The 14,946-nt window shown below is 60.9% G+C and carries 10 protein-coding genes and 2 tRNA genes; 5 read left to right on the plus strand and 7 right to left on the minus strand.

The genetic code is table 11. The features are described from left to right. Positions 1–15: 15 nt before the first annotated feature. Positions 16–816, minus strand: a complete 801-nt coding sequence (locus tag DWY05_RS00865; RefSeq protein ID WP_117821357.1) for a transposase — start codon at positions 814–816, stop codon at positions 16–18. A 403-nt stretch (positions 817–1,219) separates the two neighbouring features. On the opposite strand from DWY05_RS00865, the gene DWY05_RS00870 reads away from it, so the two are divergent. From DWY05_RS00870 to DWY05_RS00880, 3 genes are all read left to right on the plus strand, one after another. Then, complete coding sequence (locus DWY05_RS00870) at positions 1,220–1,954, plus strand: iron-sulfur cluster assembly scaffold protein (protein WP_022094816.1); 735 nt, start codon at positions 1,220–1,222, stop codon at positions 1,952–1,954. A gap of 18 nt (positions 1,955–1,972) precedes the next feature. Beyond that, positions 1,973–2,977, plus strand: coding sequence for a GGGtGRT protein (locus tag DWY05_RS00875; protein WP_117790827.1), 1,005 nt, complete (start codon positions 1,973–1,975; stop codon positions 2,975–2,977). A 255-nt stretch (positions 2,978–3,232) separates the two neighbouring features. Next, positions 3,233–4,759, plus strand: a complete 1,527-nt coding sequence (locus tag DWY05_RS00880; RefSeq protein WP_117821358.1) for an FAD-dependent oxidoreductase — start codon at positions 3,233–3,235, stop codon at positions 4,757–4,759. A gap of 390 nt (positions 4,760–5,149) precedes the next feature. On the opposite strand, the gene DWY05_RS00885 is transcribed toward DWY05_RS00880, so the two are convergent. After that, positions 5,150–5,225 (minus strand) — tRNA-Lys (locus tag DWY05_RS00885). A gap of 22 nt (positions 5,226–5,247) precedes the next feature. After that, positions 5,248–5,324 (minus strand) — tRNA-His (locus tag DWY05_RS00890). A gap of 166 nt (positions 5,325–5,490) precedes the next feature. On the opposite strand from DWY05_RS00890, the gene DWY05_RS00895 reads away from it, so the two are divergent. Beyond that, positions 5,491–6,672 carry a pyridoxal phosphate-dependent aminotransferase gene (locus DWY05_RS00895; protein ID WP_117821359.1) on the plus strand — a complete coding sequence of 394 codons (1,182 nt, stop codon included), beginning with the start codon at positions 5,491–5,493 and terminating at the stop codon, positions 6,670–6,672. Positions 6,673–6,813: 141 nt separating this feature from the next. Beyond that, positions 6,814–7,704, plus strand: coding sequence for an ROK family protein (locus tag DWY05_RS00900; protein ID WP_117820520.1), 891 nt, complete (start codon positions 6,814–6,816; stop codon positions 7,702–7,704). A gap of 114 nt (positions 7,705–7,818) precedes the next feature. On the opposite strand, the gene DWY05_RS00905 is transcribed toward DWY05_RS00900, so the two are convergent. From DWY05_RS00905 to argS, 4 genes are all read right to left on the minus strand, one after another. After that, positions 7,819–8,268, minus strand: a complete 450-nt coding sequence (locus tag DWY05_RS00905) for a VanZ family protein (RefSeq protein ID WP_117820519.1) — start codon at positions 8,266–8,268, stop codon at positions 7,819–7,821. A 7-nt stretch (positions 8,269–8,275) separates the two neighbouring features. Beyond that, on the minus strand, positions 8,276–9,676 hold the full coding sequence (locus tag DWY05_RS00910) for a hypothetical protein (protein ID WP_117820518.1): 1,401 nt from the start codon (positions 9,674–9,676) through the stop codon (positions 8,276–8,278). Positions 9,677–9,989: 313 nt separating this feature from the next. Then, positions 9,990–12,389, minus strand: coding sequence for a transcription termination factor Rho (rho, locus tag DWY05_RS00915; RefSeq protein ID WP_117820517.1), 2,400 nt, complete (start codon positions 12,387–12,389; stop codon positions 9,990–9,992). A 688-nt stretch (positions 12,390–13,077) separates the two neighbouring features. Next, positions 13,078–14,931 carry an arginine--tRNA ligase gene (gene argS / locus DWY05_RS00920; protein WP_117820516.1) on the minus strand — a complete coding sequence of 618 codons (1,854 nt, stop codon included), beginning with the start codon at positions 14,929–14,931 and terminating at the stop codon, positions 13,078–13,080. Positions 14,932–14,946 lie beyond the last annotated feature (15 nt).

Below are 14,946 nucleotides of genomic sequence, written 5' to 3' on the forward strand. Positions count from 1 at the left end.
TGGTTCGGCCATTTTCTATTCCGAGCCCTCAGCCTGAGCCTTCACCCGCGCATAAGCGCGCACGATTCGAGAGACGGTACTCTTGCTGATTCCCGTATACCGTTCGATCTCGCGCACCGTGTAGCCGACATCGTGCAGGGCGAAAATGATTCCGTCTCGCCGCGCGGGTGCTACGGTCTTGAGTTCGTTAAGCGGCACACCCAGGCGCTTCGCCATCTTGTCGGCAAACGCACGCCGCTCCCACTCTGTCTCATCCATATCGTGAATCACCGGATCGGAACCATCGGGCATCGACAGAGAATAATCCAGAAACCCCTTGGCAGACTCAAAGAGCTCGAGCACACAAGAAGGGTCCGAAAATCCCCTCGTCGTATCGTTGTCATACGCTCTCAGATACTCGGCAAAGCTGCTCCAGGGATAACGCTCGATCAGGGCGATACCCGCCTCCTGCGGGTTAGCGTGAACATAGCGAATGGCAGCCATTAGATAACGGTCGGTATCGAGCGAGCGCCGGTCAAAACGGTTCTGGAACAGATGGCCCGTGCGCCCCGTGCGTTTATTGAACCGCCGCGCGTACGTCAAAAGCAGCCGGTGCATCGCCGCGCTCATCACGTCCTCGTAATCTGCAAGCACCAAATGCACGTGATTGCCCATAAGGCACCAGGCGATAACCGTCACGCCCGCCTCGCGGCAGCACTCGCGCATCAGCTCCAAAAACTCCCACCGGTCTTCATCGCCCTCAAAGATGAGCTGCTTGCCCGTACCGCGGGCACAGACATGGTAAAAGCCGGTAACCGTTCTCCAAACGCGCTGCATGGCGCTCCCTTCGCCGGGATCTGATTGCCATCCAATACAGCACGATTGAAGCGTGCCATCAAAACATTCACGCAAAACAATACACTCGCGCGGCCAAAGGCAGTAAACGGGCGGCGAACGGCACCGTTGCAACAGGTCAACCCCTGCAACGCTTACAAGAGCTGACCAAAAGCTTGCCAAAGACGAACCCCCTCTACGGAAGTTCGCGACCACAGAACATAGAGTTAAACCGTTTCAATTAAAACTTCCGGACTTCTCGCTACGAAAACTGAGCCGTTCGCCGAATATTCCGTGCATTTCGCGGTATTATAGGGGCTGCATGTCATGTCCCTTTCGAAGGGTCGCCCGGCAATCGCCAGCCACGACCCCCAGACGGGACGCCAACACGATAGAGAGGAGAGGCATGCAGTACTCACAGGAAGTGGAGAACATGTGCCCCGTTGCCAAGGGTGCATACCACGGCCCCGCACCCATCCCCGAGGAGGGCAAGTGGGTCCAGGCTAAGGAGATTTCCGACATCTCCGGTCTTACGCACGGTGTGGGTTGGTGCGCACCTCAGCAGGGCGCCTGCAAGCTCACGCTGAACGTCAAGGACGGCATCATCGAGGAGGCCCTCGTTGAGACCATCGGCTGCTCGGGCATGACCCACTCTGCCGCCATGGCTTCCGAGATCCTTCCCGGTAAGACCATCCTCGAGGCCCTCAACACCGACCTCGTCTGCGACGCCATCAACGTTGCTATGCGCGAGATCTTCCTGCAGATCGTTTACGGCCGCAGCCAGACCGCGTTCTCCGAGGGCGGCCTGCCCGTGGGCGCCTCCCTCGACGACCTCGGCAAGGGCCTTCGCTCTCAGGTCGGCACCATGTTCGGCACCAAGGCCAAGGGCGCTCGTTACCTCGAGCTCGCTCAGGGCTACGTCACCCGCATGGCTCTCAACGACAAGAACGAGATCATCGCATTCGAGTTCCTGAACCTCGGCAAGTTCACCGACGCCGTCAAGGCCGGCAAGACCCCCGAGGAGGCCATCGCTGGCGCCATGGGCCACTACGGTCAGTGGGACAACGCTGCCAAGTACATCGACCCGCGCACCGACGAGGAGACTCACTCCGTCGCCAGCGTGTTCCCGGTTCACGAGTAGAAAGGGAGGGAAATAACTATGACTGTTACGTTCGAAGGTTACGAGCGCCGCGCTGACAAGATCAACAAGTGCCTCGCCGACAACGGCATCGCCTCCCTCGAGGAAGCTCTGCAGATCTGCACCGACAAGGGCTTCAACCCGCGTGAGATCGTCAACAACACCCAGTCCATCGCCTTCCAGAACGCCGAGTGGGCCTACACCCTCGGCTGCGCTCTCGCTGTCAAGCGTGGCGCCAAGACCGCTTCTGAGGCTGCCGCCATCATCGGCGAGGGCATCCAGGCCTTCACCGTTCCCGGCTCCGTCGCCGAGGACCGCAAGGTCGGTCTGGGCCACGGCAACCTGGGCGCTATGCTGCTCTCCGACGACACCGAGTGCTTCGCCTTCCTGGCCGGTCACGAGTCCTTCGCTGCCGCTGAGGGCGCTATCGGCCTGGCTCTGAACGCCAACAAGGCTCGCAAGAAGCCGCTGCGCGTTATCCTCAATGGTCTGGGCAAGGACGCCGCCCAGATCATCGCCCGCATCAACGGCTTCACCTATGTGAAGACCCAGTTCGACTACTACACGGGCGAGCTCAAGGTCGTCGAGACCATCCCCTACTCCGATGGTCCCCGTGCTGCCGTTAACTGCTACGGCTCCGACGACGTCCGCGAGGGCGTTGCCATCATGTGGCACGAGAACGTCGACATCTCGATCACCGGTAACTCCACCAACCCCACGCGCTTCCAGCACCCCGTCGCTGGCACCTACAAGAAGGAGCGCATCGAGGCTGGCAAGAAGTACTTCTCCGTCGCTTCTGGTGGCGGTACTGGCCGTACCCTGCACCCGGACAACATGGGCGCTGGCCCTGCCTCTTACGGCATGACCGACACCATGGGCCGCATGCACTCCGACGCCCAGTTCGCCGGTTCTTCCTCCGTGCCTGCGCACGTTGACATGATGGGTCTCATCGGCATGGGCAACAACCCCATGGTCGGTGCCACCGTCGCCTGCGCTGTCGCCGTCGAGGAGGCCCTCAAGGCCTAATCGCGCCCGCGCGATGCTCATATAGTTGAGCTTGGAGCCGCTACCTTTCGAGGTGGCGGCTCTTTTTGTTTACACTGACGCAGGGTAGCTAATGCCGATATGTCAGTTGCGGCGAAATACGAGATGTGATGAGATGGAGCGTCAGAGCATCCATGACGCCCACCTGCCATATTTGCCCTTTACCGATTTGCCGAGTCTTTGCGACCCCATTGCCGATCGCCCGTGCGACAATGCGCCGGACGAGAAAGGAATCCAATGGAATCGACTGATGTACTGGTAATTGGATCTGGCATTGCGGGCCTTTGCGCCGCCATCGAAGCGGCATGTACAGGTGCAGCCGTCACTGTGGCAAGCGCCGGCAAGACCATGAGTGGATCGAGCTTCTTCCCGGGTACCTGGGGCCTCGGCCTCATCGGTCCCGTCGACGAAGACGACGAGCAGGACCTCATCGGCACCATCCAGACCGTCGGCGGCGGTGTCGCCGACCTCGAGCTTGTCCAGACGTTTGTGCACGGCATTCCCCAGGCAATTGAATGGCTCGAGCAAGACCTGGGCGTTGAGCTCCAGCGTCCGCAAAGCGCTGAGAGCGCTCAGCAAAAGCAGTTTATCCCCTGCTTTGACCACAAAACGCGCATGTGGCGCGGCCTCACCCGCAAGCCCCTTGAGGACGCTCTGACGGCCCGGATCGAGTCGCTCGGCATTCGTCTGCTCCCCCGCCATGAGCTTATCGACCTTGTTGAGGACACGAACGGCAGAATAACCGGAACCGTGCTCTACGACCTCACCGAAAATCGAATCGTGCCCTTTGCTGCCAAGGCCACGATCATCGCAGCCGGTGGCACAGGTGGCCTGTTCGAGCGCAGCCTCACTTCCGCCGACGTGCTTAGCTCCTCGCAGGCCATCGCGCTGGCGCACGGCGCAACACTTACTAATATAGAGTTCATGCAGATGATGCCCGGCTTCATCGAGCCCAAGCGCAACCTGGTCTTCAACGAGAAAACCTGGCGCTACGTACATGTAGACCAGCCGGTAGATATTGCCGACGACAAGCTGGACGACCTGCTCGAGCAGCGCTCTGGATATGGTCCCTTCACGTCACGCTTGGCCTCCCGCGCTATCGATCTCGTCATCGATCAGGCAGGTGTCGAAGGCCTGGCACTCCACTACGACTTCCCCCGCGGGGATGTCCCAGAGTTTGTGCAGACCTTTGCCACCTGGCTGCAAGACGAGCACGGCATCGCCCCGACTGACGAGATGCGCGTTGCGATGTATGCCCACGCCGCTAACGGCGGCATCAAGATCGATAAGACCGCGCACACGGGCGTTGAGGGCCTCTACGCTTGCGGCGAGGCGACAGGCGGCATGCACGGCGCCGACCGCATTGGTGGCTTGTCAAGCGCCAACGGCATCGTATTCGGACGCATCGCAGGCGCATCGGCAGCCCTTGCAGCGCAGATAGAGCCTGAGACAGCCCTGAAGGTGGATATCGCCCTCCCCCAGTACGGCATTGCCACAACAGATGCCGAACGCCTGACACACAGCCTTAGGCACACGATGAGCACCTATTGCATGATCAACAGGACCGAAGCAGGTCTATCCGAGGCACTACACGAGCTTGAGGGCTTGAAGACAGAGGCAACGACCTTGAGCACACAGAAAGCCCAGGACAGCGAAGTCGCAGCCCTCGCCCGCCTGCAATCGCAGATTCAACTAGCACAGGAAATGGTCAAAGCCATGCGTAAGCGAACCGAAAGTCTCGGTTCCCATTATCGAGCGGACTAAATCGATTCTCACTTTGAGTTTGATCACAACTTCTCAACATGCATCGAGCCCCATGAGCATAATTCTCATAAGGAGAGCACGTTTATGGGGCTTTAGCCGTGTTTCCCTAAGGGAATCACGGTGCAGATTACTCAGCTCTGTGCCCTTTCGGGTTCGACCCCATGCGAGGTCAACAAAAAAGCGACCAGCCGAAGCCAGTCGCTTTAATAATCTTTGGTGGGCCGTCAGGGGGTCAGCCTGCTTTGCAGGCGGCCGCTGCGGCGCTTTGCGCCTTGCGCGCTACGCTGGTAAATGCTTACGCATTTCCTCAGCTCCGCGCCCCGACGGGTTCGATCCCATGCCGGGGTAACAAAAAAGCGACCAGCCTAAGCCAGTCGCTTTAACATGCTTTGGTGGGCCGTCAGGGGGTCGAACCCTGGACCTTGGGATTAAGAGTCCCCTGCTCTACCAACTGAGCTAACGACCCGATATCAACACGAAGCAAGAACTGGGGTGGGTAAAGGGACTCGAACCCTCGACCTACGGGACCACAACCCGTCGCTCTAGCCAACTGAGCTACACCCACCGTGTCCTGTGCGCTTCGCGCTCGACTATTATTGCAAGGAACGCCACGCGATGCAAGCCCCAATTTTCAAGAATTTTGAAAAGAGTTTTTCGAGCGCGTTTCGAGCAATTCCCACCGGTTTCATAGGAGTAAACTTGCCCCACTGCAAATGCTCGAAAGGACAAGCATGAAAGAACTCTCCAACCGCACGGCGACATTTACCGATTCGGTCATCCGCCGCATGACGCGCATCTCCAATAAGTACGGTGCCGTCAACCTCTCGCAGGGCTTCCCCGACTTCGATCCTCCGGCGCAGCTGCTCGAGAGCCTCAGCGCCATCGCGACCGACCCCAAGCCGCTCTATCACCAGTACTCCATCACTTGGGGCTCCCAGGCCATGCGCGAGGCGCTCGCGGCCAAGCAGGAGCACTTTATGGGCATGCCGATCAACCCCAACGAGAACATCGTTGTCACCTGCGGCTCCACCGAGGCCATGATGGCCGCCATGATGACGGTTACGAACCCCGGAGACAAGGTCGTCATCTTCTCGCCGTTCTACGAGAACTACGGCGCCGACACGATCCTATCGGGTGCTGAGCCCATCTACGTGCCGCTCAACCCACCCACTTTCGACTTCGATCGCGGGGTCCTCGAGGCGGCCTTCCGCGACAACGATCCCAAGGCGATCGTCCTGTGCAACCCTTCCAACCCCTGCGGCAAGGTCTTTACGCGCGAGGAGCTCACTTTTATTGCCGACCTGTGCAAAAAGTACGACACCTACTGCATCACCGACGAGGTCTACGAGCACATCGTCTATGCGCCCCACGAGCATGTCTATATGGCCACGCTGCCCGGCATGTTCGAGCGCACCATCAGCTGCAGCTCGCTGTCCAAGACCTACTCCATCACCGGTTGGCGCCTGGGCTACACCATCGCCCCGGCCGAGATTACCGAGCGCATCAAGAAGGTCCACGACTTCCTCACCGTGGGCGCCGCCGCACCCCTGCAGGAGGCCGTCGTCACCGCCCTCAACTTCGACGACAGCTATTACGATGAGGTCCTCGACCTCTACACCGCCAAGCGCGACCTGTTCTGCCAGGGGCTCGATAGCATCGGTCTTGAGCACAACGTGCCGCAGGGCGCCTACTACGTGATGATGGACATCTCTGAGTTTGGCTACGACAGCGACCTCGACTTCTGCGAGGATCTCGCCTCCAAGGTTGGCGTGGGCGCCGCGCCGGGCTCAAGTTTCTTCCGCGAGCCCGTCAACCACCTGATCCGCTTCCACTTTGCCAAGCGTGACGAGACGCTCAACGCGGCGCTGGAGAACCTCAAGTCCCTGCGTGATAAAATCAAACCGCGCGGGTAAAGACGGCCCGGCAGTTAAGGCAAACATAAAAACCCCGCACCGTTCGTAACGTTGCGGGGTTTCTTTTTATAGCGATTTATTAATAGTTTTATAGCGCTATACTTTAGGCAAAGAGCACCTTATCCTGGAAAGGGGATCACTATGGCAGAGCAGCAGCTTATCGGAGCGCTCGAGGCCGGCGGCACCAAGATGGTCTGCGCCACGGGCTATGCAGACGGTGCGGTCCTGGAGCGTGAGCAGATTGCGACCACGACCCCGCAGGAGACCGTTGAGGCCGTCAACGCATGGTTTGCCGACAAGGGCATCGCCGCGCTGGGCATCGGCGCCTTTGGCCCCACCGCAGTCAACCCTGCCTCCCCCCAATACGGCAAGATCCTGGAGACGCCCAAAACGGCATGGCGCTACTTTGACCTGCTGGGCACCATCCAAAACGAGCTCAATATCCCCTGTGGCTACGACACCGACGTCAACGTCGCCTGCCTGGGCGAGGTCACCTTTGGTTGCGCCCAAGGCCTCACTGACGTGGTATATCTGACCATCGGCACCGGCGTGGGCGCCGGCGTGCTCTCGGGCGGTAAGCTCGTGCACGGCATGATGCATCCCGAGGCCGGCCACATCCTCGTCACGCGCGACCCGCGCGACACCATCGGCGAGCATAGCGTCTGTCCCTTCCACGACAACTGCCTAGAGGGCCTCATCGCCGGCCCCGGCGTTAGAAAGCGCTGGGATGGCAAGAGCGCCGGAGACATGGCCGATGACCCGGAGGCCATGGACCTGCTCGCCGGCTATCTGGCACAGGCGCTCATGACCTACACGCTGTGCTACGCGCCGCAAAAGATCATCATCGGCGGCGGCGTGGCCGACCACACCCCCATCGTGCCGCTCGCGCGCAAGAAGTGTGCCGAAATGCTCAACGGCTATATCGTCACGCCCGAGGTCAACAACATCGATAACTACATCGTCAACAACAGCCTCGAGGGCAAGCAGGGCATTATGGGCTGCCTGGCCCTGGGCGCACAGGCGCTTCAGTAGCAGACGCACCCACGGGGCGTGGCGCGCCCGGCAAATCCGACCTACGGAACGACGCCACCACGCCTCATATAAGCCCTCAAATAAAAAAGGCCGCCTAGGACCAAACAATACGTCCTAGGCGGCTTTTTTGGCGCACATCAGCGACCGTAAGAGATATCGGAGCACAACGCCCGTTGCCGCTCCACAGCAGTCGATCATCACATCGGTGATCATACCGGCGCGTCCCGGCACAAAGAGCTGAATCGTCTCGTCGATCGAGGGAATCAGCAGCAGGAACACCGCCGTGGGCAGCAACACGTCAAAGGTGCGCCGGCCCTCAAAATCAAAGGCGTGCGTTGCTAGGATGCCGAGCACCATATACTCGGAAAAATGCGCGCACTTGCGAACAACAAAGTTGGTCACCCATTCATATGGAAGTCCCACGCCGTGCAGGAAACCGCGGATAGCTTCCATGACCGTTAGGCTCAGCGAGCCCGACCCCGAGCCAGGAACCAGCGAATTGCCCCAGATCAAGAGCGCCATCAGGCAGGTCACGTCCGCCCATTTTCGATTGATCTTAACCATGCAGAAGTTATGCCTCCGCGCGGAGCGGCGCAAAGCTGGCGGTACCGCCCTCGATAACGCTCAGATAGGCACGGCCCGTACGCTTGGCGGTAGAGGACTGCAGGCGCTCGATCTCTTCCTCGAGGATCTGATTGACGCGCTCGTGACGACGATTTTCCATAATGCCGGCGGCAATAGCCTCGGCCCGCTCGATGCTCTCGCGCGAGATGCGGGCGGTATCCTCGGGGAACACAGCGCTGTGACGGCCGACATAGGCGGGGGCAGCAGGCTGAGGGGCAGCGACGGGAGCGGGCGCTACAACAGGAGCAGGCTCGTCAATCTCATCCAGAATCGCGGTGGCGGCGGCCCACATGTCCTCGTGGCCCGAGTAATCGGCCATGGGGACATCAACCTCGAGCGAGGCGTCCGGAAGGTCGCCGGTGTCGATGCGATCTTGGGCATCAATCGATGCGGTGATGGCTGCAGGCTCATCGAGGTCATCGAGATCGATGTCCGCGGCACCGGAGATGATAGGCATGCTGGCGAGGTTTGCATTGTACGGCGCAGCCTCGGCCGCCTGCTGCTGGGCAGGAGCGCCCCACAGCGAGCTTTCGGCGGCACGGCGGGCGGCAACGGCCTCCTCGTCCGCAGCCATGGCTTCATCAACGTACGAATTGTCGGCAGAAGCGTTCGCGTCCGCCGAGGTAGCGTTGTAGGCGTTATTGGCTGCCGAGTTGGCAACGAGTGCCACGAAAGCCGCCGTGCTGCCCGCAGGGGCGGCCTGGGAGCCAGACACGGCGCGTGCCGCGGCGGCGATGTCGTCGCGATTGAAGGAGCCGGTCTGCCCGCCGTTAGTGAGCTCGTCGATGGCGACTTGATAGACGTCGCGCGAGTGTGCAGGGTCGCAGCTCACCGGCGAATCGTCGTCGAGCATACTGTCGATCATGGACCAAGCCTCGTCCTCGTCCATAGCATCTGCGGCTCGAGCGATGGTAGGGACACCATCATCGGCATGACGGCGCTGGAACGCACCGGTCAGGCCGGAAAGGAATGCCGAGGTAGACTGCTCCGCCTGAGCCTGAGAAGCAGAAGCCGCAGCGTAAGGAGTCGCATCCTGCTGCTGAGCTGGAATCGAGGCGGTCTTGAACTCGCTTTGATGCTGATTGAGATTGGCGGCACCGCCCATGGCATCGGGCTGGAACAGACGCTCTTCACGCTGCGCACGATACTCGGAGATACCCAGCGAGGCGGCATAGATACCCACGCCCGCCACCGCGCCCACGGCGAAGGGAACCGCACCCGCCACGACCGTCTCGTTCACAGACGAAAACGGCAGCGTCGCGGCATACATAACCACGGGAGCGGCAAGGCCGATCCCGCACGAAAGTCCGGCAAGGACTGCTCGTTGTGTTGCATCAGAAGAAGCCATGAGCTCTCCCCATCTTCCAGCACCCAAATCGCATCATTCAGTTGGCTGCGCGAGAGAAGATGAAGCGGGGCTATGCCCCAAAGCAACGGTATATGGTTCGTTTCATCTGCGTTTTCCGTCGCGAAGCTTAAAAGCTATTATGCGAAACCGCCCCGTCGATTGCAAGCGACGATGTCGGATTGAAACGGGAAACCTGCTGCTCGTCGGTCTTATGGTTAAAAATAAGCGCGGAGCGGCGATATGGAAAAGGGCCGAGGCTCAAAGCCCCGACCCTTTATCGCATTGATGACTATCGCTGCGTGTGGATGACAACCTAGAACGTCTGCTCGTAGTCGCTGTGTTTTTTGGCCGAACGCACCAAGAATTCCTGGTTGGTGTTGGTGCCCTTAAGACCCTTGATAAACGATGCGGCTGCGCGCTCGGTGTTGTTCATGCCGGCAAGAATGCGACGCAGACCAAAGACAAACGGACGCATCTGCTCGTCGACCAACAGGTCCTCGTTACGCGTACCGGAGGCAACGGGGTCGATAGCCGGGAAGATGCGGCGGTCGGCCAGGTCGCGGTCGAGCTTAAGCTCCATGTTGCCGGTGCCCTTGAACTCCTCAAAGATGACCTCGTCCATCTTGGAACCGGTGTCGATGAGGGCAGAGGCCAGGATGGTGAGCGAGCCACCGTTCTCGATATTACGGGCTGCGCCCAGGAAGCGCTTGGGAGGATACAGTGCCGCCGAATCGACGCCGCCCGAAAGGATGCGGCCTGAGGCGGGCGCCGCCAAGTTGTAGGCGCGGGCAAGACGCGTGATGGAGTCGAGCACCACCACAACATCGCCGCCCAGCTCCACGATGCGCTTGGCGCGCTCGATAACGAGCTCTGCCACGCGAGTGTGGTTGTCGGCGGGCATATCGAAGGTCGACGCCACAACCTCGCCCTTGATGGAACGCTGCATATCGGTGACCTCTTCGGGGCGCTCGTCGACGAGCAGGCAGATGAGGTGCACCTCGGGGTTGTTAATCGAGATGGACTGGCAGATCTTCTTGAGGATCGTGGTCTTGCCGGCCTTGGGCGGGGACACGATCAGGCCACGCTGGCCCTTGCCGATCGGCGACACGATGTCGATGGCGCGACCGGTAATGGAGTCCTTGCCGTGCTCCATGCGCAGCGGCTCGTTGGGATAGACCGGGGTGAGGTCACCAAACTTGGGGCGGTTGCGAATCTGCTCGGGGTCCAGACCGTTGACGGTCGTGATTTTGGCGAGGCCGGCGCGCTTATCGCCGCCACGCGAGGGGCGCAGCGAGCCCTCGATGACGTCGCCCGTGCGCAGGCGCGCGGAGCGGATGAGGTAGGCGGGCACGAAGGCGTCGTCGTTGGACTTCATGTAGCCATGGGCATGGATGATGCCGGAGCTGTCCGGGCGAATCTGCAGGATGCCCTTGATGTCGCGGAAGCCCTCGGCCTTCGCGGCGGTGACGTAGATCTCCTCGACGAGCTCGGCTTTCTTCTTGCCGGTGGTCTCGATCTCGAACTCCTTGGCCTTCTCGCGCAGTTCGGCGACCTTCATGGCAGCGAGCTCCTCACGCGAAAGTGTGGGCTCGGTGGGGGCGGCGTTACGCTCCTTGTTGCGCTGTTTGCGATCGCGCTGGCGGTTGCGACGGTCGTTGTTGCGCTCGTCCTTGCGCTCGTTGCGCTCCTCGTTGCGCTTGTGCTGGCGACGGTTGGGGCGAGCGTTGTCATCGGCCTCAGCGGGCGCGGCGCCATCGGTTGCGGCGGCGTCGGCATTGGCCGCAGCGGCGTCATTGGCCTCGGCGCCGGAATCGACCTGCGCTTCGACATCAGCCTGCTGCTCGGACGCCTTGGCCTTAGCGGACTTCTTACGACCGCGCTTGGGCTTCTCGGACGCAGGCTGTTCGACGTCCTGGGGCTCGGCGGCATCAGTCGATGCATCGGCGGTCGTCTCGGCGGAATCCTCGGACGCACCCTTCTTGGCAGCCTTGGCCTTGGACGTGCGCTTAGCAGCAGTACGATGGCTGCGACTAGGACGGACGTCGGCGGACTCGACATCGGCGGGAGCGGCCTCGGAAGTCGTAGCATCCTGGACGGGTGCATCGGCAGCGGTTGCAGACTCGGCGGTCGCCGCAGCATCCCGAGCGGCTGCAGCTGCGGCTGCGGCCTTCTCTGCCTCGACGAAGGCCTTGGGCTTGCGACCGCGACGGTGCGGGCGCAAAGCCGGATCGACAACGGGAACTTCGCCGGCCTCGACAGGCGCAGCGGGCTCAACAGGCGATGTGCCCTCCCCTGCCGCGGAACGAACCGAAGCATCGGTGAGCTCGGGGGTTACCTGTTCAGCAACCTGCTCGGCCTTGGCAGCCGTGCGACGGCGTGTGCGCGGTGCCGGCTTCTCGGTCGGCTGGTCGGCGGCAGGCGTCTCGGGCACAGACGGAGCTGCAAGCTCGGTCAGAGCCGCGGCCTCGCGCTCGGCAGCACGACGGCGGGCACGCACCACCTGAGCCTCGCTAATCTGCGCCAACGCACGTGCCTGCGCGACCTCATCGGAAATCGGCGCCGAAGAGTCAGCTGCAACGGTGCGCTTGGCGCGCGTCGTGCGCGTGGTACGGCGCTTGGGCTTGGTGACCTCCTCGCCGTCAGTGGCAGGTTTGGCCGTGCGGCGCGTACGCTTGGGCTTTGCCGGAGCAGCCTCCTCACCAGTTGCAGGCATGGCCTTCTCAGCCGCTGAAGGCGTAGGCGTCGAAGCAGCCTTAGGCGTCTCAGGAGCCGAGGCTTGCGCGGGCGCCGCGACCTGGTCCGACGCAACCGGTGCAGCGGGAGCGGCTTGCGTCGTCGTTATTTCGTTTTCTTGCTGTTGATCAGACACAGTGTTTGCTCAACTTTCTTTTCAAGCCCTGTGATCACATGCTCCCTGCATAAACCTTCAGGGCGGCTAAACAGTCTAGTTCCGTCAAATACCGACGGACATCATTGATCTGTATCGAGATGATTGCGTCATATACGCAGCGTTAGTGTAACACAACCGCCGCCACCTGCAACTTAGTCATTGGGGACGTTCTTAAACGACTAGTCAAAAGGGACACTCTTTGGTTTACCACCCACAAATCAGGCTGCCTCCGCCAAAACTATGGCGGTTTACTACGATGAATCGCTCAACCGCGGCCACTCCGAAACCTGTTGAACTAAAACCGCAGGTAGACGCCTTGCTCTTTTTAGCGAAAAGCCGGCGTGGTTGGACTTTCTCAATTCATCGTAGTAAACCGGTATAGTTGCGTTTTTGTAGCATTTTCTAACACGCCAAAAAGCCCCGCCAAACGCAAAAAGCCCGACCTCCATATGGGAGATCGGGCTTTCAAGGCTCAGTTAAACCAAGTCTGTACGGTCAAATGACCCGCAGGTTACATCTGCTCGGGCGCGGAAACGCCAACGAGGGTGAGCACCAAAGCGAGCGTCACGCGGACGGCATCGCAAGCGGCCAGACGGGCACGCGAAAGCTCGGGGTCGACGGGACGGCCCTCGCTCGGCAGCACCTGGCAGGCAGCGTAGAAGCTGTGGAAGTCACCGGCGAGTTCCTCGGCAAAGTGCGTCAGACGGAACGGAGCGCGGTCGCGAGCGCAGCTACCGATGAGGTCGGTGAGCTCGTTGAGCTTACGCGAAAGGGCGAGCTCGGTCGGATCGGTCAGCAACGAGTAGTCGACGTTCTCGCCAATAGCCTTCTCGGCGACGGCCTTCATGCCCATCTCGTCGGCCTGCTCAGGCGTTACGTCAGCGGCACGGCGCAGGATGGAGCACACGCGGGCGTGAGCGTACTGCACGTAATAGACCGGGTTGGAGTTGTCGCGCTTCTTGACGGCCTCGATATCGAAGTCGACCATCTGGTTGGAGCTCTTGGAGATGAGCGTGTAACGGGCAGCGTCGGAGCCGACCTCGTCGACGAGCTCCTGCAGGGTCACCATGGTGCCCTTACGCTTGGACATACGGACGGGCTTGCCGTTGCGCAGCAGGTTGACGAGCTGGCCCAGCAGAACCTCAAACTTGCCGGGGTAACCCAGAGCGTCGCAGACGCAGCGGACGCGCTCGATGTAGCCGTGGTGGTCGGCGCCCCAGATGTCGATGACGTGGTCGACGCGCTGGAACTTATCCCAGTGATAGGCAACGTCGGAGGCGAAGTAGGTGTACTCGCCGTCGGACTTGATCAGGACGCGGTCCTTGTCATCGCCCAAGTCGGTGGAGCGGAACCACAGGGCGCCGTCCTTGGTATAGAGGTAGCCCATCTTGTCGAGCTTCTCAAAAGCGCGGTCAACGGCGGAGGTGCCGGCGGTCTCACCCTCGGTGTCCTTCACGTACAGAGAGCGCTCGGAGTACCAGCGGTCAAAGTCGCAATTGACGGCGTGGCAGAGGTCGCGCATGTTGTCGACCATCTTTACGTAGCCGCGCTCGCGGAAGCTCTCCATGCGCTCCTGAGGATCGGCGTCGACCCACTTATCGCCGTCGGTGCGCCAGAACTCGGCAGCCTCGTCGATGATGTAGTCGCCGCCGTAGGAGTCCTTGCCCAGAGTCTCGGCAAAGTTGTCCTGATACGGATGGGTCTCGGGGTGCTCGTCGTTCTCGTCGGCAACAAAGGCGTCGCGGTCGGCGATCAGCAGCTTGTGAGCCTCGTCGATATCCACGCCCTGCTTGGCGATGATGTCGGCAAGCTGCATATAGCGCGTGCTGATGGAGTTGCCGAAGGTGTTCATCTGAGAGCCGTGGTCGTTGATGTAGAACTCACGCTGGATGTCGTAACCGGCGTGGTCCATAACACGGCAGAGCGAATCGCCCAGAGCGGCCCAGCGGCCATGGCCGATGTGCATGGGGCCGACAGGGTTGGCGGAGACGAACTCGACCTGGGTCTTCAGGCCACCACCGACGTTGGACTTAGCGAAGTCCATGCCCTTCTCGCGAGCCTCGCCAAAGATGGCATTCTTGACGGCGACGGAGAGGTAGAAGTTGATGAAGCCGGGGCCTGCGATCTCGATCTTCTCGATCGCGGGGTCCTCGGGCATATGGGCAACGATGGCCTCGGCGATCTTGCGCGGGGCGCAGTGGGCCAGCTTGGCGGACTTCAGGGCCATGGTAGAGGTCCACTCGCCATGAGAAGTGTCAGCCGGTCGCTCGATGGCACAATCGTCAAGTTCAAAGGCGGAAAGGTCGCCGGCCTCCTGGGCCGCAGCAAGCGCAGCGCGTACCAGCTCTTCAATCTTCTCGGGCATAGATCCTCCTTGTGT

Source organism: Collinsella sp. AF23-4AC (assembly GCF_003462685.1).
Lineage (GTDB): Bacteria > Actinomycetota > Coriobacteriia > Coriobacteriales > Coriobacteriaceae > Collinsella.